At 52.1% G+C, this 25,269-nt stretch carries 23 protein-coding genes; 14 read left to right on the top strand and 9 right to left on the bottom strand.

Going from position 1 to position 25,269, the window contains the following annotated elements; genetic code table 11:
- Window positions 1-443: pentapeptide repeat-containing protein (locus WCC56_RS18640; RefSeq protein ID WP_424693815.1), on the bottom strand; the 443-nt coding region annotated here is incomplete at its 3' end.
- Window positions 444-649: 206 nt separating this feature from the next.
- Here WCC56_RS18640 and WCC56_RS18645 point away from each other — a divergent pair.
- Entirely contained in the window at window positions 650-1,066 is a 417-nt protein-coding gene (locus tag WCC56_RS18645) for a GNAT family N-acetyltransferase (protein ID WP_424693816.1), read from the top strand.
- 54 nt (window positions 1,067-1,120) lie between these two features.
- Here the strand turns inward: WCC56_RS18645 and WCC56_RS18650 are convergent, their stop codons facing one another.
- From WCC56_RS18650 to WCC56_RS18660, 3 genes are all read right to left on the bottom strand, one after another.
- On the bottom strand, window positions 1,121-2,449 hold the full coding sequence (locus WCC56_RS18650) for a glycoside hydrolase family 10 protein (protein WP_424693851.1): 1,329 nt from the start codon (window positions 2,447-2,449) through the stop codon (window positions 1,121-1,123).
- A 101-nt stretch (window positions 2,450-2,550) separates the two neighbouring features.
- Complete coding sequence (locus WCC56_RS18655) at window positions 2,551-2,955, bottom strand: GFA family protein (protein WP_424693817.1); 405 nt, start codon at window positions 2,953-2,955, stop codon at window positions 2,551-2,553.
- A gap of 24 nt (window positions 2,956-2,979) precedes the next feature.
- Window positions 2,980-4,014 carry a LacI family DNA-binding transcriptional regulator gene (locus tag WCC56_RS18660; RefSeq protein ID WP_424693818.1) on the bottom strand — a complete coding sequence of 345 codons (1,035 nt, stop codon included), beginning with the start codon at window positions 4,012-4,014 and terminating at the stop codon, window positions 2,980-2,982.
- 217 nt (window positions 4,015-4,231) lie between these two features.
- On the opposite strand from WCC56_RS18660, the gene WCC56_RS18665 reads away from it, so the two are divergent.
- From WCC56_RS18665 to WCC56_RS18680, 4 genes are all read left to right on the top strand, one after another.
- Window positions 4,232-5,260 (top strand): ABC transporter substrate-binding protein, encoded by a 1,029-nt coding sequence (locus WCC56_RS18665; protein ID WP_424693819.1) that lies wholly within the window; start codon window positions 4,232-4,234, stop codon window positions 5,258-5,260.
- Window positions 5,261-5,354: 94 nt separating this feature from the next.
- Window positions 5,355-7,589: an ABC transporter permease gene (locus tag WCC56_RS18670; RefSeq protein WP_424693820.1), complete on the top strand. Its 2,235-nt coding sequence runs from the start codon at window positions 5,355-5,357 to the stop codon at window positions 7,587-7,589.
- Entirely contained in the window at window positions 7,586-8,647 is a 1,062-nt protein-coding gene (locus WCC56_RS18675) for an ABC transporter ATP-binding protein (protein ID WP_424693821.1), read from the top strand. Before WCC56_RS18670 ends, WCC56_RS18675 begins: the two co-directional genes overlap by 4 nt.
- Before the next feature lie 21 nt (window positions 8,648-8,668).
- Entirely contained in the window at window positions 8,669-9,472 is an 804-nt protein-coding gene (locus tag WCC56_RS18680) for an inositol monophosphatase family protein (RefSeq protein ID WP_424693822.1), read from the top strand.
- A gap of 128 nt (window positions 9,473-9,600) precedes the next feature.
- Here WCC56_RS18680 and WCC56_RS18685 read toward each other — a convergent pair whose 3' ends face one another.
- Both WCC56_RS18685 and WCC56_RS18690 read right to left on the bottom strand, forming a co-directional pair.
- Complete coding sequence (locus WCC56_RS18685; protein WP_424693823.1) at window positions 9,601-10,887, bottom strand: methyl-accepting chemotaxis protein; 1,287 nt, start codon at window positions 10,885-10,887, stop codon at window positions 9,601-9,603.
- A 634-nt stretch (window positions 10,888-11,521) separates the two neighbouring features.
- On the bottom strand, window positions 11,522-12,028 hold the full coding sequence (locus WCC56_RS18690) for a GrpB family protein (protein WP_424693852.1): 507 nt from the start codon (window positions 12,026-12,028) through the stop codon (window positions 11,522-11,524).
- Window positions 12,029-12,418: 390 nt separating this feature from the next.
- Between WCC56_RS18690 and WCC56_RS18695 the strand changes: the two genes are divergently transcribed.
- Genes WCC56_RS18695 through WCC56_RS18705 form a run of 3 tightly spaced genes read left to right on the top strand, consistent with a single transcriptional unit; the run spans window position 12,419 to window position 14,078 of the window.
- Entirely contained in the window at window positions 12,419-12,763 is a 345-nt protein-coding gene (locus tag WCC56_RS18695) for an XRE family transcriptional regulator (RefSeq protein ID WP_424693824.1), read from the top strand.
- On the top strand, window positions 12,748-13,056 hold the full coding sequence (locus WCC56_RS18700) for a HipA N-terminal domain-containing protein (protein WP_424693825.1): 309 nt from the start codon (window positions 12,748-12,750) through the stop codon (window positions 13,054-13,056). The genes WCC56_RS18695 and WCC56_RS18700 overlap by 16 nt, the downstream gene beginning before the upstream one ends.
- Window positions 13,056-14,078: a HipA domain-containing protein gene (locus WCC56_RS18705; RefSeq protein ID WP_424693826.1), complete on the top strand. Its 1,023-nt coding sequence runs from the start codon at window positions 13,056-13,058 to the stop codon at window positions 14,076-14,078. Before WCC56_RS18700 ends, WCC56_RS18705 begins: the two co-directional genes overlap by 1 nt.
- 146 nt (window positions 14,079-14,224) lie before the next feature.
- On the opposite strand, the gene WCC56_RS18710 is transcribed toward WCC56_RS18705, so the two are convergent.
- On the bottom strand, window positions 14,225-15,355 hold the full coding sequence (locus WCC56_RS18710) for an ROK family transcriptional regulator (protein WP_424693853.1): 1,131 nt from the start codon (window positions 15,353-15,355) through the stop codon (window positions 14,225-14,227).
- A gap of 210 nt (window positions 15,356-15,565) precedes the next feature.
- On the opposite strand from WCC56_RS18710, the gene WCC56_RS18715 reads away from it, so the two are divergent.
- The 6 genes from WCC56_RS18715 to WCC56_RS18740 are packed head-to-tail and all read left to right on the top strand — an operon-like array spanning window position 15,566 to window position 22,504.
- Window positions 15,566-16,435 (top strand): MBL fold metallo-hydrolase, encoded by an 870-nt coding sequence (locus WCC56_RS18715; RefSeq protein WP_424693827.1) that lies wholly within the window; start codon window positions 15,566-15,568, stop codon window positions 16,433-16,435.
- 34 nt (window positions 16,436-16,469) lie between these two features.
- On the top strand, window positions 16,470-17,786 hold the full coding sequence (locus WCC56_RS18720; RefSeq protein ID WP_424693828.1) for an MFS transporter: 1,317 nt from the start codon (window positions 16,470-16,472) through the stop codon (window positions 17,784-17,786).
- A 10-nt stretch (window positions 17,787-17,796) separates the two neighbouring features.
- Window positions 17,797-19,449: a GMC family oxidoreductase gene (locus tag WCC56_RS18725; protein ID WP_424693829.1), complete on the top strand. Its 1,653-nt coding sequence runs from the start codon at window positions 17,797-17,799 to the stop codon at window positions 19,447-19,449.
- Window positions 19,446-20,522 carry a M24 family metallopeptidase gene (locus tag WCC56_RS18730; RefSeq protein ID WP_424693830.1) on the top strand — a complete coding sequence of 359 codons (1,077 nt, stop codon included), beginning with the start codon at window positions 19,446-19,448 and terminating at the stop codon, window positions 20,520-20,522. The genes WCC56_RS18725 and WCC56_RS18730 overlap by 4 nt, the downstream gene beginning before the upstream one ends.
- Before the next feature lie 21 nt (window positions 20,523-20,543).
- Window positions 20,544-21,323, top strand: coding sequence for an SDR family oxidoreductase (locus tag WCC56_RS18735; RefSeq protein ID WP_424693831.1), 780 nt, complete (start codon window positions 20,544-20,546; stop codon window positions 21,321-21,323).
- Window positions 21,324-21,382: 59 nt separating this feature from the next.
- Entirely contained in the window at window positions 21,383-22,504 is a 1,122-nt protein-coding gene (locus tag WCC56_RS18740; protein ID WP_424693832.1) for an MFS transporter, read from the top strand.
- Here the strand turns inward: WCC56_RS18740 and WCC56_RS18745 are convergent.
- Together WCC56_RS18745 and WCC56_RS18750 are read right to left on the bottom strand one after the other, a co-directional pair.
- Window positions 22,479-23,801 (bottom strand): MFS transporter, encoded by a 1,323-nt coding sequence (locus WCC56_RS18745; protein WP_424693833.1) that lies wholly within the window; start codon window positions 23,799-23,801, stop codon window positions 22,479-22,481. The two genes, WCC56_RS18740 and WCC56_RS18745, sit on opposite strands and share 26 nt — an antisense overlap.
- Window position 23,802: 1 nt before the next feature.
- On the bottom strand, window positions 23,803-25,095 hold the full coding sequence (locus WCC56_RS18750; protein ID WP_424693834.1) for an MASE1 domain-containing protein: 1,293 nt from the start codon (window positions 25,093-25,095) through the stop codon (window positions 23,803-23,805).
- Window positions 25,096-25,269: the final 174 nt, after the last annotated feature.

The raw sequence follows: 25,269 nt of genomic DNA on the forward strand, positions 1-25,269 counted from the left end.
CCGGCCAGATCGCAGCCGGTGATCGTGGCGTTAGCCAGATCGCACTCTCTGAAATCCACGTCATGCAATTTGCACTCATCCAGCTTCAAGCCATTTAACTTCAGCCCCTGAAAGGTGGCATTGGTTAACATGCAGCGGGTAAATTGCAGTTCGGGATCAAGATTAAACGTGGGCCACTGTGCACGCGTCCAGTCAATGCCACTGAGCTTGCAGTCAGTAAAGGCGACTTCATAGAATGTAGACCAGGCAACGCCCATCACGCTGAGGTTGCAGTGGTTAAAGGTGCACTGGCTGAACTTGCAGCGGGTGAGTTGGGCAGAGGTGAGGTTGCAGTTATTGAACACGCACTCTTCAAAGCGAGTGCTTTCCAGACAGGCTGAAGTGAGGTCCAGCTTATCGAAGGTTTGCTGAAAATAGTCTTGATGACTGACCGGCTGTTCCACTGTGATTCTCCTTACTACTCTGCCGCTCAACGCGGGGTTGTCAGTATGCCCGGCTGCGTTTAGCGACACAAGAGAAGGGAATGTGGTGATTCGGGATAAGAATGTCACTCTGCTATTCACCAGAAAAATCAAATAGCCTCGAGGCACTCTGGCAGGATAAAGTGATTCTTCGCCCCCGATAGCCCTTAAGAGCAGGAGATCCCGGCATGTCAGAAGTAGAGATCAGCTACAAAGTTAACGAACCCATCAGTGAAGCGCAGTTCATCAGCTTGCTGAAGGAGACGTCATTAGGGGACAGAAGGCCGATCGCAGAACAGGATCGCATCGCGGACATGCTTAAACACAGTAATCTGCTGGTGACCGCGTGGAGTGGGGATAAGCTGGTTGGCGTAGCCCGTTCGCTTACCGATTTCAGCTTCTGCTGCTATCTGTCCGATCTGGCCGTGTCAGAAACGGTGCAGAAAGCCGGACTGGGTAAAAAACTGATCTCCGTTACGGCCGCGCAGCTGCATCCTAAGTGCCGGGTTATCCTGCTGGCGGCACCGCTGGCCGTAGAATACTATCCAAAAATCGGATTTGAACAGCATCCCAGCGCCTGGACCTTGCTGGCCGATCAATTCTGAGTCTCTGTCAGCGGGAACACCTGTGGCATTCCCGCCTGAACCGATCAAAGACAGCTAGCTTCCCCAGCGGGTTCTCAAATAATTGACCGCTTCCTGCGTCTGAGGTTGATTAAGGTAGTTCTCCCTGAACAGGATCGTGCCGCTAATCTGTGGCACGGACTCATTCAAATCGAGCTGCTTTTTCAACTCCGGCACGCCACCTTCTACCATCCAGTCCGGCTCCATCTTTGAAGGTTCGCCGACTTTATACAGCGCTACGCCGATATAGAGCCTGGTTTTGGTGTTTTTCACTACGTTTGCCCACCAGTTTGCCAGCACATCATACCGGGCGGCATCACGTTCGAACGGCCAGTAAAGCTGCGGAGCAATGTAATCCAGCCAGCCTTGCTGCACCCAGCGGCGGGTATCCGCATAGGACTCGTCATACGCGGCGGCTCCGCGCGTGTTGGAACCCGCCGGGTCATGTGAAATATTCCGCCAGACTCCGGCAGGGCTGACGCCAAACTGAACATCCGGCTTCAGCTGCTTAATAGTGCGCGAAACCTGTTCGATCAGCAACTCGGTATTGTGTCGCCGCCAGTCGGCTTTGGACGCAAATCCCTGACCGTATTCTTTGAACGTTTTACTGTCGTTCAGCGCCGAGCCTGGGGATTCGGTATAGAAGTAATCATCAAACTGCACGCCATCTAGTGGATAACGCGCCACCACTTCGGCAACAATGCTGGTGATCCAGTCGCGTGCGGCCGGGATACCAGGATCGAGCACGAAGCGGTCGCCTGATGTCCGCACCCAATCGGGATGCAGCACAAAGACACTTGCCGGATGCAGCGACACCGTGCGGTTCAGTTCTGCAACGGTTGAGGGTTTGGTGTTCACAGAAACGCGATACGGATTGAACCACACATGAACCTTGATGCCACGCTTGTGCGCTTCATCGAGCATAAATTGCAGGGGATCGTAACCCGGATCCTCACCAATCTTGCCTGTCAGCATATCTGACCAGGGCAAAATCTTTGAGGGCCACAGCGCGGTGCCATCCGGTTTTACCTGGAAGAAGACAGTATTGATCCCAAGGCTTTTCAGTTTATCCAGCTTGTCCTTCATGGCCTGCTGCTGCTGGCTGATGCGCAGGGCAGCACTGCTGCCATTGACTGAGGAGACTGGCGGCCAGTCCAGGCGTGAAACTGTCGTCAGCCAGACTCCGCGAACCGGTTCCTGCTGCTGTTGTGGCTTAACCGGCACAGGCTGCTTAGCGACCTGAGGGAAGGGAGTGACCAGCGATTTTGGCGGCTCGGAGGAGCAGCTGGCCAGCAGCAAAGCGGTGCCAACCAGCGCAAGCGTGCTTAATTTTCTGACCTTCGTGACCGGAGAAGAACGGTTAATAGAGGTGATGACAGGCTCCCTGCTTATCGGATAATTACTTGAAAAGATGCCGTATCTTAACCTAATCAGGTGCCTCAGAGACACCCGATGACTGGCAGCTCTTACTCAGGCGTATAGGAGATATAGCCCGCAATGCCGCCAGCACCACCATCTTTCGGATGATTAATGCCATCAGAGACGGGGACAGAGGCAAAATCGAAGGGAGAAGCGCCTTCAATGCAGGCCACATTAATACCATACAGTTCAGGATTAGAGCGGCGCTGGTGGAAGGTATAAACGCCGCAATCAGCACAGAAGAAATGCGCGGCTTCGCCCGAGTTGAAACGGTACTCCGTCAGTTTTTCCTGTCCTTTGAGCACTTCTACCCGTTTGCCCATGGCCATCACCGCGCCACGCATACTGCACAAGGAACAGTTACAGCGAAGCACATTATTGAACCCATCAATGAGTTCCACCTCAAACACGACTGAACCACAATGGCACTTAGCTGACTTAATGTCTGACATGACGACCTCTGGAGAGTGTGTTGATTAGCCCCCACGTACCGATCCTCGCCACACTACGCTTGCCTCATAGAGGCATTTGTCGCTGGGTTGATCAACGCGAGGGTTCAGTTCATTACTGTTTCTTTCCTGGTCGACCAGCCATTGCACCGCGTCGCGGGAAAAGTTTTCCATCGGCGGAGCGAAGGTAGTGAGGTTGTAGGACGACCAGCCGCTTTGCGCAATATTATCGTAGCCAACAATACACAGATCTTCCGGAATGCGTAACCCGAAACGGGTTCTCGCTTCATCCATAAAGCCACAGGCAACTAAATCAGTGACGCAAAATACGGCATCAGGTCGGTTCTGACGGGTAAGAAGGCGATGCGCTAAAATCTGCCCGCTCTCATAAGAGGTGGTGCCGAAACGTTCCACCTCCACAGTCACCCCAACGCGTTCTGCTGCGGCCAGAAAATCTTTCTCTCTTTTCATCAGGCTTGGTGTGCCAGCCAGTGAATTAGCAAAAGCCAGATGGCGACATCCTGCACGCAAAAAAGCTCTTAATGCCGTTTCTGCTGTTTTGCTGGAGTCCAGATTGATGCTCAGCGAGCCGGGAAGGGACTCATCACGGTTAATTAAAATCAGATGCTGACCGTGCTTATAACAGAGTTGCGTGATGCCACTGTCAGGCATACCGGAGAGGATAATAGAGGCATCGGCTCTGAAATTGATCGCCTGCTGTAGAGCAGACGAGACGCTGTTGTCTGAAAGGTCTGTGTTAATGATCATCGCCACTTTGCCGGCTTCCTGCAGAAAATGGGTCAGCCAACTGACCAGGCTGGCGCGGTAGGGCGTAGCCACATCAGAAACAATCAGGCAAACGATGCCGCTGCGATTGCTGACCAGGCTGCGGGCCAGATGATTCACATGATAGCCCAGCTCTTCCGCCGCTTTCATTACGCGTAACCGAGTACTTTCAGACACGCTGGCCCCGGGCGTAAAGGTGCGCGAAACCGCAGACCGGGACACACCCGCACGCAGCGCAACATCATACGCATTGATTCCCGTTTTACCCTGGCTCACATTTTCTCTCCCCCTGACAACAGAACCTGAATGACTATGACGCACTTGCACAAGTGTGCAAAATGAAAGAGTGGCGTTATGTTGCAATTTTGTGACACTACCAGCCAATTTCGAATCAAGGCGATTGACGGGCTATTTTATGTACTCTATTACTTTGCACACATGTGCAAGATAGTTGTTTTATCAGCATCAGAAATAACAATCAAGGAGAACACCTATGCGTCACACCTTGTTGATCACCGCCATGGCATTTTGTGGATCAAGCTTCTCGCTGGCTGCCAGCGCGGCCGGGAACCTGAATATGATTTGTTCTGCCGATGTGGTGGTATGCGAGCATATGACCACTCTTTTCAGCCAATCTCATCCTGATATTAAGGTCAGCATGGTCAGGCTTTCAGCCGGGGAAGCCTATGCTCGTCTGCGCAGTGAGGCCCGAAATCCCCGGACAGATATCTGGTGGGCAGGCACGGGAGACCCGCATATGCAGGCCGCATCAGAAGGGCTGACCCAGATCTATAAATCGCCGCTTTTGCCTCAGCAACATGACTGGGCACAAAAGCAGGCTGAAATTTCTGGTTATCGAACCGTTGGGATCTACGCCGGTGCGTTGGGCTGGGGCTACAACACCAGGTTACTCGCTGAGAAGAAAATGAAGGCGCCAGCCTGTTGGGCGGATCTGCTTAACCCGGAATTTAAGGGCGAGATCCAAATTGCTAACCCAAATTCCTCCGGCACGGCCTATAACGCATTAGCCACGCTGGTACAGATTATGGGTGAAGACAAGGCATTCGATTACCTGAAAAAACTCAATGACAATATCTCGCAATATACCAAATCCGGTTCTGCACCGGTGAAAGCCGCTGCTCGGGGTGAAACCACCGTAGGCATCGTTTTTATGCATGATGCCGTAGCCATGGAAGTGGAGGGTTTCCCGGTGAAAACGGTCGCGCCTTGTGAAGGAACCGGCTATGAGATTGGCTCAATGTCGATAGTGAAGGGCGCACGTAATCTGGCCAGTGCCAAAGCCTGGTATGACTGGGCGTTGAGTGCAGAAGCTCAGTCGCACATGAAAGAAGCCAAATCTTTCCAGCTCCCTTCAAACACCAAAGCTGAGATCTCTGAATACGCGCCTCGCTTCGAGAATATCAAGCTGATTGATTACGATTTCAAAACCTACGGTGACACTGCCAAACGCAAAGCGCTGCTGGGGCGCTGGGATAAGGAAATTGGTTCAAGCGCCCAATAACTCCACGTTGCTGGGGGTGCCCGGCAGCCTAAACCAACAGCGGTGGCTAACGCCTGACGTCCGCTTCAGCCTGTAGCTCAGGTCGAGGTGTTGAATGAATACAAATAACCGGCGATTAGTCGGCGCGCTGAGCCTTGGAGCAATAGCGCTAACAGTCTTGCCCTGGTACAGTCTGGAAGCGGGTTTCTTCCAGTTTGGCTGGCTGACCACACTCTGGAGCGATGAGACGTCAGCACCTGGACTGTGGCAAATGCTGTCTCATCTGCATCCCTGGCTGGCGGTGATTGTGACATTGTTTGGCCTGGCTGCGTTGAGTGGGTTAATCAAAAACAGCGGGGCACGAAGTGCTCTGTTACTGGCCGTCAGCGCTGCCGGCATCCTCTTTATGATCCTTGAAGGTCATGCGATCGGCTATAGCGGCTGGAACTGGATGTGGCTGGAAAATTCTTTTGGGCCGCTGGCGCAGGGGCAACCGGCGTTTGGCGCAGGGGGAATCCTGATGCTCACCACCTTCCTGCTGCTGTTCTCTTTTGCTTTAGCTGAGCGCGGCGTGCTGAAGGGCGATGCCTTTGTGGTGACCTCCATTGTGATGTTGGTTGCTCTGGTCAGCACATTTGTTCTGTATCCGGTGCTGAGCCTGTTCGTTGCCTCGGTGCAGGATGTGGACGGTAGCTTTAAACCTGATGGGCTGATCAGCAATATTCAGGATCCAGCAATCTGGAGTCTGTCCTGTTTGACAGGGGGAACTTGTGGTACTGCCTGGCGCACGCTGATGCTGGCACTTATGACGGCCACCGGTTCAACGCTGCTGGGATTAGCTTTTGCGCTGGCCGTCACGCGTACGGGATTGCCCTGTAAAAAAGCGCTGCGGATGCTGACCATCCTGCCGATCATTACGCCCCCCTTTGTTATCGGTCTGGCTCTGATCCTGCTATTTGGCCGTTCTGGTGTGGTTACCACGCAGCTTGCTGCGCTTTTTGGCATTGAGCCGGGACGCTGGTTGTATGGCATGACGGGCATTTGGATCGCCCAGGTGCTGTCCTTCACGCCGGTCGCTTTTATGGTACTGATCGGCGTGGTCGAAGGTATCAGTCCCTCACTGGAAGAGGCTTCGCAAACCCTGAGAGGCAACCGCTGGCAGACCTTTTCTCGTGTTTCGCTGCCGCTGATGGCACCCGGCCTGGCCAACGCCTTTCTGATCAGTTTTATCGAGAGCATGGCGGATTTCGGTAATCCTATGGTGCTGGGTGGCAGCCACGGCGTACTTTCTACCGAAATTTTCTTCTCGGTGGTCGGTGCGCAGAATGATCCCAGTCGGGCGGCGGTGCTGGCAATGATCCTGCTTTGTTTCACTTTATGCGCCTTCATTATTCAACGCGTTTGGCTCTCTGGTAAAAGTTTTGCCACGGTGACTGGCAAAGGGGACGGAGGCCGTCATGCGCAATTGCCTAAACCGATGCGTTTCGGCGTGTATGGCTTAGTCATTCCCTGGGGACTGTTCACGCTGGTGATCTACGGCATGATCATGATTGGTGGCTTTGTTCAGTCCTGGGGGTTGAACAATAACCTGACGCTGGAACATTACATCCGTGCATTCAGCATCACCTTGCAGGACGGGCATCTGCTCTGGAGCGGTGTTGCCTGGAACTCTTTCTGGACCACGCTGGAAATTGCGCTGATCGCCGCACCTCTGACCGCCATCGTGGGGCTGTTAACGGCCTGGCTGATTGTTCGGCAGAAGTTTGCTGGTCGCCAGGCGTTTGAATTCGCGCTGATGCTGAGCTTTGCTATCCCAGGCACGGTGATTGGCGTTAGCTATGTGATGGCCTATAACTTGCCTCCGTTAGAAATTACCGGCACAGCGTTAATCCTCATTGTCTGCTTTGTCTTCCGCAATATGCCTGTCGGTGTTCGGGGGGGCATCGCCGCGATGAGTCAACTGGACCAAAGCCTTGATGAAGCCTCTTTAACTCTGGGTGCCAGCAGCTTTCGCACGCTAAGAAAAGTGGTCTTACCGTTGCTGAAACCGGCCATCAGTGCTGCGCTGGTGTATGCCTTCGTCCGCGCGATCACCTCGATCAGTGCTGTGATTTTTCTGGTCAGCGCGCAGTACAACATGGCGACCTCGTACATTGTCGGGCTGGTCGAGAACGGTGAATACGGCGTAGCTATTGCGTATTCCTCCGTGCTGATTGTTGTCATGCTGGCGATCATTGCGCTGTTCCAGTTGCTGGTCGGCGAACGTCGGCTGGGCAGGGCAACCAAACCCACACAGGTGGCTGCGGTTTCACCCTCTACCTCTGCATTAACCCAGGAGAATGCTGTATGAGCGCTTTAAAAGCAGGAACCGTTGTTTTCGAACATGTCTCGAAGCGCTTTGCCGGATTTTCAGCCGTGCCCGACCTCAGTTTAACGGTGGAGGCGGGGACGCTGGTAACGCTACTTGGCCCCTCTGGCTGCGGCAAAACGACCACGCTGCGCCTGCTCGCCGGGCTGGAACATCCCACTTCCGGCACTATCAGGATCAGTGGTAAAGACGTGACCAATTTGCCGGCTAATGAGCGTGATGTGGCGATGGTCTTTCAGTCTTACGCGCTGTTCCCGCATATGACTGCGTTGGACAACGTCATGTATGGATTGCTGGCTGGTGGTATGAACAAGAAGGAAGCCCAGGATCGCGCAAGAGAAGGGTTGAAGATGATCGGTCTGGAGCAACAGGGACAACGACTGCCTTCTGAACTTTCAGGCGGACAGCAACAGCGTATAGCGGTAGCACGAGCGCTGGTACTGGAACCCCAGGTGCTGTTGCTGGACGAACCTCTTTCCAATCTGGATGAACGATTACGCCGCCGCGTGCGAACCGATATCCGGGACCTTCAGCAACGTCTTGGCTTTACGGCAGTTTATGTCACGCACGATCAGGAAGAAGCGCTGGCCGTTTCCGATAAAATCATCGTGATGCAGGAAGGCAAAATTGCCCAGCAAGGCGCGCCTGAAACCCTGTATCGTTCGCCAAACTCGGTGTTCATCGCCGATTTTATGGGGGAGGCCAATATTTTGCCTTGTGAAGTTGAAACATTGGAGGGGGATAATGCCTTGATTCGATTGGGCAGCCAGCGTTATCGCGTGCAGGGAAATGGCGTAAGGCCGGGCACTGCCCAGCTGTCGGTTCGCCCGCAGTTCATCACGGTATGTCCTACTGGTGAAGGTGCGCTGGACGGCGAAATTATTCATGCGACCTGGCTGGGCGATCATATTGAATACGAGGTGAAAACCCCCCTCGGTGCAGTATTTATTGTCGATACGCAAATGGACCAGAGGTTACCGCTTGCTGCTCAAGTTAAGCTGGATTTTAAACCGCAAGGTCTGGCGCTGATTGCCCCTTAAACCTGGATGTAAGGAAAAAATATGACTGATTTAGAGAATGGCGCTTTGATGGAGCGCCTGGCACTGGCAGAGAAAACAGCAAGAACGGGCGGCGCGCTGGCCCTGCGTTGGTTTAACCAGCGTGAAAGTTTAGTCATTGAAACCAAGAAAGATTTGCAGGATGTTGTCTCCATAGCCGACCGGGAAGTCGAGCAAATGATCGATCAGCAAATTCGTGCACAGTTTGCCAACGATGGTTTTCTTGGTGAGGAAACAGGCTTACAACCCGGTACTTCAGGGTTTACCTGGGTCGTTGATCCTATTGATGGCACCAGCCCATTTCTGAATGGCATGCCAAACTGGTGCGTCTCTGTCGCGGTGTTATTCCAGGGTGAACCGGTGATTGGGGTTATTTACGCGCCGTGTTTCGATGAATGTTACCTTGCTGCAACCGGAAAAGGTGCGACGTTAAACGGGTCGGTTCTCCAGGTTGATCCCAACAGAACATTGCAAAATCATGTGGTTGGTTTTGGTGCTAACAGTTATGTTACGCCGCAGGAAGTCGGCGAGTTGCTAAGCGGATTGCTGGCAGCAGGCGGCAACTTTATCCGCATCGGGTCTGGCGCGTTAATGCTGGCCTGGGTGGCAGCCGGACGTGTGGTCGGCTATTTCGAACCCTATATGCATGCGTGGGATTGTCTGGCCGGTTATTGTCTGGTGAAAGAGGCTGGCGGCTGGTATTTACCGTTTAATACCGAAGGTGACCGTTTAACGAAAGGCGCAAAAGTACTGGCCGTAGCGCCTGGTGCACAGGAAGAGCTTAAGCGGATTGCCGGAGTTGAATAACGTCCGGTCTGGCTAGAATTCAGAAGGAAAGGGCGCTGATAACCCTTTATGCCCTCTTTTTTTGCCCTTCCTACGTGAATTCTGCAAGGCCATGACCTTGATAGCAATGCAGAATTCACGTAGCGCGATCACACATCCAGCCGATGAATGACGCTAACGAACTGGCTAACACCGCTATTAATTTCCTTCAGGCTACGCGAAAGATCGGTGATCTTATCCTGTTCGGTGAGTACAAACTGTTTCACCGCATCCAACTGTTTATACATCTGCTGAATCAAATCGGCGTTCACTTCCACCACCGAGGTGATTTTTTGCGTGGCGCTGGCCGTTGAGGCAGCAAGCCGGCGAACTTCAGCGGCAACTACGCTAAACCCGCGCCCAGCTTCGCCAGCTCTGGCTGATTCTATCGCCGCATTCAGTGCCAGAATGTTGGTTTGCGCGGCAATGACGTTGATAGTATCGACCACTTCACTGATACTTTTTGCCGAAGCATTCAGCTGCGCGCCAATCTCGGTTGCGGCGTTCACCTGAACGGCAACCAGCCCGGAGTTACGAACCGTCTCCTCCAGCACTTCGTTGGCGTTATGGGTAATTTGAGAGGTTTGCTCGGAGGTGGTCACCGCGATATCTGCCACGCGTTTCGCTGCTTCAACGCGAGTGGTGATGTCCGAAGCGATCTTGATAACCTTACCAACACGGCCATCAGTATCGAAGACTGGGTTATAACTGGCTTCTAACCAGATGCGCTCACCGCTGGCCGTTTTACGTTCGAAGCGGCCCACGAAGTGCTGGCCTTTGCCAATTTTCTGCCAGAAGTCGGGGTTTTCGCGATAAAAGCTTTCATAGCAAAAGATACGGTGATGCTGACCGACGATATCAGATAACTTGTATCCCATATGGCTAAGGAAATTGTTATTGGCCGTAAGGATTTTACCCTCAGGCGTAAATTCAATGACCGCCATGGAAAGATCCAGTGCGGTGATAACGGCTTCTTTTTGCTCTAGTTCATGGTGCCGTGCGGTAATATCGCTGGCAACCTTAATGACTTTATACACCACACCTTTATCATCAGTGACCGGGAAATAGGTCGCACTGAGATAAAAACGCTGGTGCGCTTTGCTGAAGCGTTCAAAGATCCCCGTTACCGACTCGCCAGTAGCCAGAGTCTGCCAGAATGCACGATAATCGGCTGAATGGGCGTACTCAGGTTTGCAGAAAATACGGTGATGCTTGCCCTGAATCTCACTCAGGTCGTAGCCAGTAACCTCTAGAAACTGCTCATTGGCGCTGAGGATCTCTCCATCAGGTAAAAACTCGATCCAGGCTACGTGCTGTTTGATCGCATTGATATCACGGGCGATGCTGTTACTTTTGGACGAGGGCAGAGAAAAACTCGATTTTTTCACACCAAACATAGAACACCTCAGGAAGTTATCAATACTCAATGATCCAGCTGCGGGCGGGTGTTGTAGTGGCTAATTGAAACTGGCCACGACCCTGGCATCTGAATACTGTTCGGCAAGCCCACAGTGGGATGCATTGTTTTCCCGCAGGACACTTAATCATTCCCCAGTATTGGGTGAAGGACTGTATCTCTTGACGCACCAGGTGCGCAGGCTGGGATGAATTGTGTGTAGCTTTCCTGATGTTCTGACAAGATTTATGACAGGCACACCAATGCCTGTACTTAAACTGATATCGGCAGCAGCGCGAAAAGTTTGAGGGTTGAAAGACGAAATATTAGGGATACTTCACAAAAATGTGGAGCGGGGTGACCAGAGGAGAGACCAGACGGTGGAAACTCACGCTAACGTACCCACAAAATATGAATTTATCGATTACATAACGTTTATCACTCATTAGGCCGGTTTGAGCGTGTTACGCCTGACAGGGTCAGTTTGGCTGGGTGGGCAGGGAAAGAGTGAGCTGTGAAGTCTGTGGTTCAATACCTCAAATGCAATTTAACATAATATACATTATGCGAACCAAGGTAAGATCACGTGGAATCTGACATTTTGAGCGCCCATGGGCTTTGAACGCTTTTTAGCTTCACGGCCTTTGCATCGCCTGCTTTAGATGATGGCTGATAAAATCCTGCTTCAGTTCCTGATAACGCTTTATGTCGCACGTTGCTGCCGCAATGTGTTTAACCTCCGCGTAAGCTTCTGCCACTTTCGGGTTTTCAATCAGGTAATCTCTGAACACCAGATGCGTAAAGATTTGTTCATCTCCCACGTTGAACGCATGCACCTGATGACTCCGTCGGTCGCCGCCTTTGATAAAGTATCTTCTGCCGGCTATGCCGTTTTCACCTCGAGCTTCGTATCCTGCAACGGCCATCAACTCGCTGTGTGTATCCAGCTCACCCAATTCTGTGACTTCCAGCAGAATGTCGATCACGGGTTTTGCCGCCAGGCCTGGCACTGATGTGCTGCCGATATGATGACTGGCTATCAATACTGAATTCAACGCCAGGCATAACCGAACCCGTTCTACTTCATACTGGCCTGGCCATTGCGGATCATACGGCGTTACGATCACATCCCGCATCTGCATCTGCATCTGCCCTCAATTCTTGGGTTGTAAACTGGTGTCGCTACGTGAATTCTTTATAAACTCGGGAGCCATGACCCTGCAGATTTCACATAGCACGCCGGGATATTTAACATAAATCTGGATTGCAGAAACCTAATTTTCTGCCTTCGTGGGCATCTACCCTGCGGCGGCCTCTTTTGCTTGAGCCGGGCCATTTCGACTTAGCTCTCACATGAGCGTCACTTGATGAAAACCTTAAAAGGTCATAAGTGACACTTTATAATGCAAGTTCGGCATTAAAAGTCCCTCCTTAAGTTCATTGCTCATTTAAGTGTCAAATATGACACTTTATTGCTATCGACAAGGATAAATGGCACCATAACCCTGATGAAACCTCTGGAAGTGTCAAAAATGAACCTTGATGAAATCAGAACCCTGATAAAAAACCTTTCTGAGTCAGAGAAGCAACAGCTGTTCAGTGGGTTATCTTCAGACATTCACCCTTTGAACACGCCAGAATCAGTGCGTAGCGCTCAAAAGATGCCGCAACTCAGTTTGTTGGAGTTTTCATTGCTTCCCCGGCTGCTGACAAGTGAACTCAAACGACAGAACATTACTTATGAGGAAATGGCCATTCAAACAGGCGTTTCCATCTCAACGTTTAAGAGACTTGTTGCTAAACCCTCAGCAGCGAAAGCTATCAACCTTCACGCATTACTTAAAGAGCTTGGGATAAAAGTATGGCTCGAAAAATAGGCGTCTGGCTTTACAACAAGCCAGCAGGCACATTGAGTGAAGATGAATCGGGATTTATCTTTTGCTATGAGGCGAATTATGTCGGCATCGCCCTCTCTCTGAGCATGCCTGTAAGAGCTGAGCCTTATATGAGTGAAGAGCTTCATCCCTTCTTCAAGGGATTAGCGCCTGAGGGATGGTTGCGTAAGCGATATTCTGAAATTCAAAAAATAGATGATAAAGATCTTTTCGGTTTGCTGATGCAAAATGGGAATGATTTGCTCGGTGCAGTCATACTTAAAGAGATGACATAATGAATCCAAAACACTGCCTGATAAATCTTAACCTGCTTAAAGATCAAGAGGTAAGAAACGGTTATTCAACAAAAGGGATTAAGCACCTGTTTGGTCGCTTAAAAGTGGCTCTTAACCTACCCTTTACCCGCAGCCAGTTCATTCAAGAGCTTCCTGAACGTCAAAAAGGGATGAGTATCTCTGGGTATCAACCCAAGCTGTCTCTTCGCCTGGAGGGAGAAGAGCTAAGGGTTGTCAGCAACAACGGTACCTATATTTTAAAACCCTCTCCAGAGGAATATCCCCATTTAGCGGAAAATGAGCATGCGACAATGTGCGTCATGCAACGCCTGAAATTTGATGTTCCTCCCTTTGGCCTGATCCGATTCAAACAGGATGAAAACCGTCCGGATGAACTGGCATTTGTGATCAAGAGATACGATCGCCTGGATGCAGAGATGAGACTGCATCAGGAACAGTTAGATGGCGCAATGGGGCTTGGCGATAAATACGGCAACATTAACAACAAGAAAGCGGTCAGCTATGAGAAAGCCGCAAAATTTCTGAACAATGCGGTCAGTAGCAGTTTGAAGAGCAAACGAGACGTTTTCTTACGTATCGTTTATGCCTATGTGCTGGGTAATAATGATTTTCATCTGCGTAACCTTGGCATCATCCTCCCTGAAGAAGGTTCTCCCTGCCTGGCGCCGGTTTATGACTTTATCAGTGTTGTGCCCTACCCTGCGGCATTCGGAGAGTACCTGGCGTTGCCTCTTCTCGAGCGTGAAGAAAATGATGTAGAGTGCTCGCCCGGGATGGATTCAGCCTATGGGGAATATCTGGGTGCCGATTTTATCCTTCTTGCAGAAGGTATGGATATTAAAGCCTCTTTAGCCAAAAAGTGGCTTGCCGAGGTGGGTAAAAACCATCAGCTTATTATTGATACTTATACTGATAGCCATATGCCAGAAGACCAATGCCAGGCCGTTCTCGCATACGTTGCCAGGAGGATGACGCTGCTGGCTATAACCGAGCTTGAATAAAGCCTCAAAATCCGTAGTTCTTACCACACAATGTTGAGGTTTGATTTTTTTTTCCCGCACTTCCGTTTCAGCGTAGTTCATAAATGAGGTCTGGCGCACAATAGGAGCGCATAAGCTGGCGGGTTTCGGAGCCGTCACCAATGGCCTTAGTACTCTTCAACATATAAATACCCAATGCCTAATATCTGACTGGCGCGATCCAACCGGCCGAAGTGAATATTGGTGGCTTTCCTTTTGGTGCTGTCCCGGTGATCAAACGGGTTTAGTGCAATTTGATCAATCAGCGTTTCACGCCATGCCTCACCAAAAGCACTGCTGCGACCGTACAGCCAGATTTGATTAATATTCAGTATATTCAGAAAGTTATACAAACTAATTCCTATCGCTTTGGCCGCCTGATTAACCCAGTGCATAATCCATGGTTCGCCCTCCTGCCAGGCCTGCAACAGCGAGGCAGTGGAAGGAGTTGGCTGATCGGGATGGCGTACCAGTGCCTGATGCTTTAAGGCGGAAAGTGAGGCGACGGTTTCCAGGCAGCCCTGACGACCACAGCTGCACAGCTTGCCGTTCGGATCGAGTATCGTATGGCCAATTTGCCCGCTGCCATTCAGGCTACCGCGATACACCAACCCGTTGATCACGAAAGACGAACCAATGCCGTAATCGACATTGATCACGCAATAATCCGCCTGATGGCTGCTGTTCAGCCACTTTTCTGCCAGTGCCAACATTACGCAGTCGTTGTCGACGCGCACCTGAATGCCCAGTTTCTCTTCGAGCAGGTATTTCAGTTCAATCGGTGTTTTCCAGGGGGCCTGCGGCATATGTTGCGAGACTCCGGTAACCGGATCGACCTGCCCGTGAATTGCCAGTGCAAGGTTGATCACGCGGTCCGGCCAGCGAAGGCGATTATGCCGCCAAATCTTTTCTATCTCTGCCACCAGTTCATCCGGCTGGGTCACCCTAATAGCCCTGTGTTGATAGCCGCCCTGAGCCACCAGCTGGGCATCGGCCAACTGGCTCTCAATCCTTCTGGGTGTGATGCTCATACACAGTGTCCATGCCCCCGCTTCTGGCAGCTGAAAGCTACCGTTGGTTTGCCCGCGATTACTTAGCTGCTGCTCTGAGTGCCAGATACGGCCCTCTTCAATTAACGCACGCAATATCTTACCGGCCGCCGGGATCGAGAGACCGCTAAGCTGCGCCAGTTGCGACTGACTCAGCCGTTTATGCTGCCACATCAGCTGCATAAAAAGCTGTTTATTCCAGCGTCGCATCTGCTGATTATTTATTCCGTTTTGCACTTCCAGACCCCTTCTTCGCAGGCCAGTCCGACAGAATGACGATCATTCTGTCGGTTAACCCGTTTTAAACCAGTTTACTAAACAGTGTTAACTATGTTCTGTGACCCGCTCTCCAGCCCTTAACACAGCATTCCATTAAAGTTCACAGCCTCAATGAAAGTGACGGGAAAAGGAGAGGAACAGATGCGCTTTACGCTGCGTAAACCCCAGCAACTGGCTGATGAACTGCGATCCACTCAGGTTTACGATGGGATGTTGGCGGTCTGGAGTCTTGGTCAGGCGGGAATAGTGTTGAAAAATGCTCAGGGTGATCTGATAGCTATCGATCCTTATCTGAGTGATGCGATTGAACGTAATAATCCCGGCAATGAGTTTGTCCGTCGTTTCCCTCCGGTGTTTCCTCCTGAAGCGCTGGCGGTATGCGATGCCGTACTGATCACCCATTTCCATGACGACCATCTGGATCGTGAAACACTCGGCCCTCTGGCAGATATTGCCCCGCTGTTACCCTTCTGGATCCCCTCTCCCGATGCGTTGCCGATGGTGCAGGAAGGATCCCGTCTTAGCAACAACATCCGCGCGGCCATAACAGGTGAAGCGTTCGACGTCGGTGCATTTCAGGTGCTGCCGGTTGCCGCAGCCCATAGCGACTATGACACCAACGCGCATGGACATGACCGCTATCTCGGCTATTTCATCACCTGTGGTGATATTCGGTTCTGGCACAGTGGAGACACGCTGGTTACGCCGGAATTACAGGCTGAAGTGACGAGGCTGAAGCCTGATATCGCCGTACTGCCAATCAACGGCGGCGATTATGCGCGGATGAAACGGGGCATTCTGCCGAATATGAGCTTCCGCGATGCGGCAGATTTAAATCATCAATTGGGCTGCGACCTGCTGCTGCCCTGCCATTACGACCTGTTCAGCTGTAACAGCGATAACCCCAGCTATTTTGTTGACTACATTATGGCGAATTACCCGGGCGACAAGTTCCACATGATGATGCCCGGCGAACGACTTATTTATATGACAACTCCCCGAAACCAGTAGCTACACCTTATAACAACAGAAGGGAAAACCTGCGATGACAATCTCCTCTGCTTCACCTGCACTGCTCAATCGACTTGGCATTCCACCCAGTCTGGCCTGGGGCTACATTGCCGTACTGATCTTTATGGTCGGTGACGGCGTTGAGTCCAACTATCTGGCACCCTATCTGAGCCAAAATGGTTTCACCCTGGATATCGCCGCCACGGTCATCGCCTTCTACGGCATCACCGTCACTATCGGCTCCTGGCTCGCAGGATCGCTCTCCACCCTGTATGGCCCACGTAGGGTGATGATGCTTGGTGCAGCAATCTGGATCATCTTTGAAATTCTGTTCCTCAGCTTCGCCTTGCCGAGCAAAAGCGTAGTGCTGACCGCCCTGACCTATGGACTGCGTGGCGTAGCCTACCCGATGTTTGCCTATGCGTTTCTGGTGTGGATTCAGGCTGCGGCACCGGCAGAGATGCGTGGCTCGGCGACCGGTTGGTTCTGGCTGGCGTTTACCGGTGGCTTGCCAACGCTCGGCTCACTGGTCGCTATCTTCTCCATCAACGTGCTAGGTGAATATGCCACCTTCTGGCTGTCACTGGGCCTGGTGATACTGGGCGCCTTAATCATGCTGATTGCGGTCAAAGATCGCACCGGCCATGCGCCCCTGCTCGATCCTTCGCTCCGCCAGCAAAGTAAGCTTAAAACCCTGATGGGTGGTATCGATATTCTCTGGCGTCGCCCACGTATTGCGGCAGCCGCCGTGGTTCGCATCATCAATACCACTCCCTATTTCGGCTTCTTTATCTTCCTGCCAGGCTTCTTCACCGAAATAGGGTTTTCTCAGACCGAGTATCTGGCTTTGATAACCATTATGGGGTTGGTGGGCATGAGCTTTAATCCGGTGATTGGCAAACTCAGCGACCGCATCGGCTGGCGTCGTGTGCTGACCTTCTTCGGTGGCGTTGGCTCTGCCATCTCCATGCTGCTGATGTACTTTGTTCCGCAATGGAGCCACGGCAATTTCACTCTGAGTGTGATCTTCGCCTGTCTGTACGGCATAACGTTGTGCGGTTATGTGCCCGCAGCAGCGCTGTTTTCATCCCTGTGTGACAAGAAAGACAAAGGCAATGCGATGGCGATTTACTGCTTTGCGGCCGGTCTTTCTACCTTCTTTGGTCCGGCACTGTACGGCATTCTCAACGCATTATTTGGTACCGCTGGCGTGATTTGGTTCTATGCCTCGCTATACATCGTCAGTGCACTGGTTTCCTGGTTCTTCCTGCTCAGTCCGCTGGATCCAGGTGAACAGAATAATCCGGCAGCAGCGCGTGCACGGATACTGAACCCAGTGGCTTCTGAGTAAAGGAATAGCAATGAATAACTACGATTACATCATTGTCGGCGGCGGAAGCTCCGGTTGCATCGTGGCGGCAAGACTGGTCAAAGAGCAGCATGCTCGCGTTTTGCTGCTGGAAGCCGGAAGCGATCGTTACGATCCTGTATTGAAAATGCCCGCAGGGTATATGAAGTTTCTGGCCAGCGACCGTTACCTGACCTTGCACCAGACCGAATCCCAGCCACAGCTGAATGGCCGGGGAGTGATTGTTCCACAGGCCAAAGTGCTGGGTGGTGGCTCAACAGTCAATGCGATGGTCTATATGCGTGGTCATAAACAGGATTATGTGGACTGGAATACCACCGTGGATCACCCTGCTATAGACTGGTCATTTGACGCGCTGCTGCCGCACTTCAAAGCAATTGAAGATAACGACCATCTGGGCGCGCCTTTTCACGGCACAGGTGGACCAATGAAGATTTCGCATCTCGGTCACTTCAGTCCACTCAGCCGCGCCTACGTCAAAACGATGCAGGCATTAGGCATCCCCTACACGCCAGATTTCAACTGTGGTGATCCGCGTGGCGTTGGTTTTATGCAACATACTATCGACTGGCAAACCCGAAAACGCTGTAGCGTTGTCGATGCCTTTATCGAGCCACTTAAAAATGACCCGAACCTGACGGTTGTGACCGGTGCCAGCGTCAGTGAACTGCTGTTTGATGGCGACCGGGCCGTTGGCGTGGCCTGGCAACAAAAGGGAGAAGCAAAGCAGGCTCGAGCGGATAAAGAAGTGATTCTGGCAACGGGTGCATATCAGACGCCAAAACTGCTGATGCTTTCAGGGATCGGGCCGCAAGATCAGCTTGCAGCCCAGAATATTCCGGTGCGGCATGTGCTTCCGGGCGTTGGTAAAAACCTTCAGGATCATTATGAAGTTCCGGTGGTGGCCACCACCAACGGTGCATTTGGCTATTACCGCCAGGATAAAGGCTGGCCGATGATCAAAGCCGGACTGCAATATCTGTTGTTTAAAACTGGCCCGGTCACCACCACCGGCGTGGAAACCTGTGCCTTCTTTAATCCACTGGATCTCAACGCTACGCCGACCATTCAGATGTTCTGCGTACCGACGGTCTATCTGGACCGTGATGTGCTGGGAACCGATCCGGGCCATGGTGTTACGGTTAACTCACTGCTGTTAAGACCCAAAGCCACTGGCAGCGTGACGTTACGCGATGCAAATCCGGCCTCATTACCTTGTATAGATACGCAAATTTTTGGTCACCCAGACGACCTTGCCACCACGCTCGGCGGACTGCGCTTTGCACGCAAAGTTATTGCCAGCGGGCCGATTCACACCTTGATCGACAGGGAAATTTTCCCGGGTGCTGAAATCACCTCGGAAAAGCAACTAAGCGACCACTGCAAACGGATGGTGAAAACCGGCTATCACCCAGTCGGTACCTGCCGTATGGGGCATGACCAGGATCCTATGGCGGTGTTACATGCGGATTTACGCGTGCGTGGGGTGAGAGGATTGCGCGTAGTGGATGCCTCAATGATGCCCAATATTATCAGTGGCAATACTAACGCTGTGGTGATGGCCGTGGCGCACCGGGCAGCAGATCTGATTATGGGGAACGAGCAGGTACTGCAGGAAAGAAAACCGCTGGAGGAATTAGAGTGAGCGAAAAAATCCAACGGCTTCAGAACGCTATGCGGGAAGCAGAGCTGGATGGCCTGCTGTTGACTCGCAGGGACAATATCGCCTGGCTGACTGAAGGGGCTACTTTTTACGTCGTCGACCGTGCGGAAACTGGCGTAGCCAGTCTGCTGATCACCCATCAAGGGGTCACGCTGATTGCGCCAGACAATGAGTTACCGCGCATTCTGGCAGAAGAAACCCTCCCATTTCCCCTGCGCACAGTCAGTTATCCATGGTTCACCGAGTTTAATAAAGTGCTGACCTCGCTGCCACTTTCCCGCTTGGGTAGCGATACGCAACTGCCGGAAACCGTTAACTGCGAGGCACAACTGATCGCTATGCGTAGTGGTCTCAATCCGGCTGAGCGCGAACGATTTTTTGAATTGGGTCAACAGGTTGCCACTTTGGTTGAAAAGGTGGCACGCCGTGTTCGTCGAGGAATGACCGAACGTCAGGTTGAGGCGGAAATTTATGCAGAATGCCTGCCGTCAGGTATTCGCCCGTTATGTACGCTGGTGGCGGCGGACCAGCGTATAACTGATTATAAACACCCTATTCCAGGCGCTACCGCAGTACAGCAGAAAATGTTGATTACCCTGGGTGCGGAGCGTCACGGGCTAAATGTCAGCCTGTCTCGTATGGTGCATTTAGGTGAACCCTCTGCCGCCGACCGGCACAAGCTTCAGGCGGTGGCAGAGATTCATGCCGATATGTTGGCCGCATCTCTGCCCGACCGCCGCTGGCAAGACATTTTTGGGGATATCCAGGCCAGCTATGCGCGTCAGGGCTATGCCGACGCCTGGCAGACGCATCATCAGGGTGGGCCAGCAGGCTATGGCTGTCGGGACTTTATTGTGGCGGCAGAAACATCCGGACTTCTGGCCGTTAATCAGGCACTTGCCTGGAACCCCACTCTGCCCGGCGTCAAAAGCGAAGAAACGGCAATGGTGACTGAAGAAGGTCTGCGCTTTTTGACCCGTACCGATGACTGGCCAGTAATCACTTTACAACGTGGCAATAGCGTCTGGACATTTGCCGACTGGCTGGTTATTTAGCCGTTACACACAGGAAAATTTATGTCTGAACGATTGAAAGGAAAAACGGCCATTATCACCGGTGCTGCCAGCGGTATTGGCAGCGCTATCGCAACGCTGTTCGCCGAAGAAGGAGCCAGTCTGGCGTTGCTCGATATTAATGTTGCTGACTGCCAGGTTTTGGCAACCCATCTGACGCAAAAGACAGGCCAGTCTTGTCTGGCCTGTCAGGCCGATGTTACCGATGCGTCGCAAATGCAGCACTGTGTAGCAGAACTCATGTCTGAATTGGGGCCACCGGATATCCTGATTAACTGCGCTGGCGTTAATGTGTTCCACGATCCGCTCAGTATGAGTGAAGATGAGTGGCAGCGATGCCTGGCCGTGAATCTGCAAGGCCCGCTGAACGGTATCCGCGCGGTATTGCCAGCCATGTTGGCACGTCAGACAGGAAATATCGTCAATATCGCCTCCGTCCACGGCCACAAAATTATTCCAGGAACCTTTCCCTATCCCGTGGCAAAACATGCCCTGATTGGTCTCACCCGTTCGCTGGGTGTAGAGTACGCCAGCCAGGGAATTCGGGTTAACAGCGTGTCCCCAGGCCTGATCCTCACGCCAGCCGCCGAAAAGTGGTTAAGCAGCTGCCCAAATCCTGATGCAGAAAGAGCGCGTCAGCAAGATTTGCTGCCTTGTAAACGTATTGGTGAGCCGAAAGAAGTCGCCTATACCGCACTCTTTCTGGCCTCCGACGAAGCCCGTTTTATCAATGCGGCAGATATTATAATGGATGGCGGCCGTAGCCAGCTTTATCATGATTAGGTAGCTTATAAGGGGGATCTGAGGATAAGTCTGACACCATTTAATCGGCTAGGTGAGCAATGTTATTCAACAAGCGACTGGTCTCGGTACTTTTTTCGGTGATGGTGTTCGGCCTGACCTACGGCATCAGTTCGCCGCTGATCGCTTTTAAGCTTATTCACGCTGGGATGCCGGAGAGCCTGATCGGTTTTAACGCGGCCATGCAAGCGGCCGGGGTTTTCTTCGTTGCTCCGTTTATCCCTGCGCTTTTCCGGCGATTCCGCCCCACTACGCTAATGCTGGTTTCACTTCTGTCACTGGTGGCCATTTTTATGCTTTTCCCCGTTGTCGCCTTGCCCTACTGGTTTTTACTGCGGCTGGGGCTGGGCATGTTCAGCGAAGTCATCATGGTACAGACCGAAACCTGGCTTAACGGCAGTACGATCGAACGGGCCAGAGGAAAAGTGCTGGCGCTCTACACCGCCGGTATGTCACTCGGGTTTGCCTCCGGTCCGTTGCTGCTGGTCAGCACCGGTAGCGTAAGCGATATCGCTTTCTATGTTGCTGCCTCGCTCGCCGTTTTCGCCGCTATGCTGATTGGCCTGACAGGTATGCCCCGCACGGATCGGCCCGGAGACGGGACTGAAAGCCTGCTCAACAGTCTGAAGCTGGCAACGCTGCCGATAATGGCCACGGTGCTGAATGCCGCTGTTGAAGTGCTGGGGATGAACTTTCTTTCGCTTTACGCAATGAAACTGGGCTGGAGCGAGTCGGCATCAGTGCTGTTGATCTCCGTGCTGATGTTCGGTGCGATCATTTTGCAACTGCCCGTTGGGTGGCTAGCCGATAAAGTTAACCGTTTATCCCTGATGCGAACATTGGCCTTTATTGCCGCTTCACTGGCATTTGTCTGGCCCTATATCCTTACCTTCCACGTTATCGCTTACGCCGTGCTGTTTATCTGGGGCGGAGTGTTTGTGGGAATTTATACCGTGGCCATCACCTGGGTTGGTGAGCGCTTTCAAGGGGCTCAGCTGGCGGGGATTTATTCTGCTATGTCGATGGCCTGGGGCGCAGGAGCGCTGGCTGGTCCGCTGCTGGGCGGATTCGCCATGGAGTATTCTCTCCATGGATTGCCCTGGCTGACCGGGATACTGTGCCTGATGTTCGCGTTGTTTAGTCTGCGCCTTCCCCGCGCTTAAAGCAGGAACCATTGGCAGTTCGTCGCTTTCGTTTAAGAAACGACAGCAGCGAAATATTCGAAGGATGAACGAGTGCATGCAGCGCGCGGGTATAGTCGAGCACTAAGCCCGGCGTCCAGGCCATGGTGGTGGCTCGCTTGCGGAGCTGCGCCGCAATCCACAGTTCGGGAATAAAGAACAGGCGCAGAAATCCTGGCCAGCTACAGCGTTCCCTCAGTGTGCCGTCAAGCGCCGCTTCCAGCGCATAGGCCACGCTGCTCGAGCAATTACGCCAGGTCAGATTGTAGGTTTCAACCTGCCGATAACGCGCCCAGAAGTCGTTCAGCGACGCAGCGTTATAGCTCGTAAAGAGGATATTACGATCCGCTTCACACCACTTATTCGCCTCTGTCGGATAATCTTTCTGGAATTCCCCTCTGACCGTGTTCGATTCCACGGCTTTAAGCGTATTGAAAAATTGCGATGGCGACCGATCGATATCCTCGCCTGGATAGAGACTAATATAGAGTGAAGTCGGGACTTCCAGGGCTGCGTGCCCTGTGGAGATCACACCATTGATATCTACTGCAGCGATATAGCGGTTGAGGACCGGACGGGGCAACGTCTCGGTTACCGCTGAGCCTTCCGGCGTCCATACATGAACAATCAGCTGCCCTGTCACCAGCTCATCGGGTGAGGTACGTGGAGTTGAGGTTGTGCCAGTCAGATCCTCCGGAGCGAGAATATCAAACACCGAACGCCCATTTTTAATCCGCAGCATTCGGATGGAAAGAAGCAACCACTGGATCCCTCCGGTGAGCAGCACCATGCCGATAAACTGCGAAACCGTGCCGTCATGTTGAGTTGGAAAAGGTAAAAACAGAAAGATGGCGAAGGCAAGCTGTGCTAATCCAGAGAGCAGAGAGCGGCGCCAGTGTTGGAATTGCACCACAATTGCAGAGGCGATAACAAACAGCCCGGTAAAAAAGTAGGCCATCCCTAAGACAACCGCCAGTACCAGGCTACCCTCGTGATTTCCGAACAAAATGAGCATGGAAATAAGAAAAAACAGCCCGCCTTTGAAGTAAAAAACCCCGCGCTGGGTCCCTTTGGCAGCCGATCCGACCATCAGCGAGACGATGCTGTCCAGCAGCAGAAGCAGACCAAATACATGGAGCGGAAAGTGCCGATGACCTTGCAACCCATCAATAAAAATCGACAGGCCAAGCCCACCCCAAAACACCCCTACCAACATCAGCACCGGTGCGGATTTTCTGACAAAGGTGGCGCCCGCAAGTAACAAGGCTATCTGTAGCATATTAGCGCCCTCCTTCTTTTGCAGGTGTCATCAGGCTGCCAGGTGCCTCAGCCCAGAAACCGATAATCGCGTCGGCGTCAGTACCAGCCAATATCAGTGTTCTTGTTTCGATCATCTTTACCGGATTGCGTCCCTCAAGTTGCAGCGTAAAGTGAAAATCTTCCTCTACTGTTTGATTGTCATGCACCGCCTGCCAGCGATCTTGCAACCTTATTTTCTGTGTCTTATCCGGGATATGTGCCAGCAGTTGCTCTTGTGAATGTATCTGCTCCAGCTCAAGGCTTAGTGAAGACTTTGCATGCGGATTCCAGCTAAGCGCGCCAGTCTGCAGGTCTAAGGAGTACGCTATGTCCCAAAGGGTGCTTTTAGCCGCACCAACCGCAGAAAAGTTCTTCTGCGCCCGGATAAAGACAATCAGCAATGCCGATCCCGACAGGTAGCATTGGGCCAACACTATCGACTCTTCAGCCGTCAATCGGGCGAGATAGAAAGGTCCGGTTTCCTGCCATGAAGCCCAAATGACTACAGCGCTGAACAGAATAAAAGCCACCGATCCGAAGCGATTACTGCAGAGTGTTGCAGTGATAGTCACCAGGATAAGGGGGATGCAGGCCATGCAATAAATTAAGGCAATGTTCTGAGCGTTATCCGGCATTCTGATAAAAGTGATCATCGTGACAAGCAGCACGGCCACCACCAACACCACAGAAACCCAGCGAGGGACTCGAGAACTCTTATCGCGTTTCGAGAACAGACCTACCAGCGCCGGGGTAACGAATATCGTGCCGGTGACATTGGCACTCCACCATATCCAGATATTTTCCAGTAAGGGATCGGCTCCCTGTAGAGAAAGTAACAGCACAGCCACCAGAGAGGCGACCCCGCTGAACAAAATGGTGGCCATAATCCAGTTCACCACTTTATATAATTCATCATGCCTGCGGGAAAAATGTCGCACGCTCCAGGCAATAACCAGATCGTTCAGAAGGGAGACGAGAGTCAATATCAGAGAAACAGTGAGAGGGGTAGGAAAGGAAAAACTCAGTACTATTCTGGCAATACAAAATGAAGTGAAAAGCAGGACCCAGTGATTTCGCGGTGAAAGGAGAAATGCGCTTATCGCTACCCCCGCCGGGAGCCAGACAAAGGCAAGATGACCGTCAGGATTGTCCAATGTTAACGAAAGAAAACCCAGCAAATAATACAACAAGCCCCATCCGAGTGCAGTAGCCATCCACACCCTATTGTTTTCTATCATCTTCGTTAGCATATCGAATCCTGGTGTTGTTGCCATGGACGTATGTTTTTATGACTCGCAGTGAAGAGTATGTCTCATGTTTTGATTTTGCATAGGATATTAAGCAGTAAAACGACAGGCTGGCCGGGCCGGATCGTAACTTGATTGGCCAGCCTGTTGAGGGGCGCTGGCCGCACGAAAATCATGATAATAAAGAATGTTCAGTTGCTT

It is taken from the genome of Erwinia sp., from assembly GCF_049696395.1.
In the GTDB taxonomy this organism is placed as follows: domain Bacteria; phylum Pseudomonadota; class Gammaproteobacteria; order Enterobacterales; family Enterobacteriaceae; genus Erwinia.

Bases quoted from the DNA above. Each gene is read 5' to 3' on its own strand.
- WCC56_RS18750 (WP_424693834.1), bottom strand. From the start codon at position 25,095: ATGGCAACAACACCAGGATTCGATATGCTAACGAAGATGATAGAAAAC.
- WCC56_RS18710 (WP_424693853.1), bottom strand. From the start codon at position 15,355: ATGCGACGCTGGAATAAACAGCTTTTTATGCAGCTGATGTGGCAGCAT.
- WCC56_RS18735 (WP_424693831.1), top strand. From the start codon at position 20,544: ATGTCTGAACGATTGAAAGGAAAAACGGCCATTATCACCGGTGCTGCC.
- WCC56_RS18740 (WP_424693832.1), top strand. From the start codon at position 21,383: ATGTTATTCAACAAGCGACTGGTCTCGGTACTTTTTTCGGTGATGGTG.
- WCC56_RS18745 (WP_424693833.1), bottom strand. From the start codon at position 23,801: ATGCTACAGATAGCCTTGTTACTTGCGGGCGCCACCTTTGTCAGAAAA.
- WCC56_RS18645 (WP_424693816.1), top strand. From the start codon at position 650: ATGTCAGAAGTAGAGATCAGCTACAAAGTTAACGAACCCATCAGTGAA.
- WCC56_RS18690 (WP_424693852.1), bottom strand. From the start codon at position 12,028: ATGCAGATGCGGGATGTGATCGTAACGCCGTATGATCCGCAATGGCCA.
- WCC56_RS18715 (WP_424693827.1), top strand. From the start codon at position 15,566: ATGCGCTTTACGCTGCGTAAACCCCAGCAACTGGCTGATGAACTGCGA.
- WCC56_RS18725 (WP_424693829.1), top strand. From the start codon at position 17,797: ATGAATAACTACGATTACATCATTGTCGGCGGCGGAAGCTCCGGTTGC.
- WCC56_RS18720 (WP_424693828.1), top strand. From the start codon at position 16,470: ATGACAATCTCCTCTGCTTCACCTGCACTGCTCAATCGACTTGGCATT.
- WCC56_RS18665 (WP_424693819.1), top strand. From the start codon at position 4,232: ATGCGTCACACCTTGTTGATCACCGCCATGGCATTTTGTGGATCAAGC.
- WCC56_RS18675 (WP_424693821.1), top strand. From the start codon at position 7,586: ATGAGCGCTTTAAAAGCAGGAACCGTTGTTTTCGAACATGTCTCGAAG.
- WCC56_RS18705 (WP_424693826.1), top strand. From the start codon at position 13,056: ATGAATCCAAAACACTGCCTGATAAATCTTAACCTGCTTAAAGATCAA.
- WCC56_RS18670 (WP_424693820.1), top strand. From the start codon at position 5,355: ATGAATACAAATAACCGGCGATTAGTCGGCGCGCTGAGCCTTGGAGCA.
- WCC56_RS18655 (WP_424693817.1), bottom strand. From the start codon at position 2,955: ATGTCAGACATTAAGTCAGCTAAGTGCCATTGTGGTTCAGTCGTGTTT.
- WCC56_RS18695 (WP_424693824.1), top strand. From the start codon at position 12,419: ATGAACCTTGATGAAATCAGAACCCTGATAAAAAACCTTTCTGAGTCA.
- WCC56_RS18680 (WP_424693822.1), top strand. From the start codon at position 8,669: ATGACTGATTTAGAGAATGGCGCTTTGATGGAGCGCCTGGCACTGGCA.
- WCC56_RS18685 (WP_424693823.1), bottom strand. From the start codon at position 10,887: ATGTTTGGTGTGAAAAAATCGAGTTTTTCTCTGCCCTCGTCCAAAAGT.
- WCC56_RS18700 (WP_424693825.1), top strand. From the start codon at position 12,748: ATGGCTCGAAAAATAGGCGTCTGGCTTTACAACAAGCCAGCAGGCACA.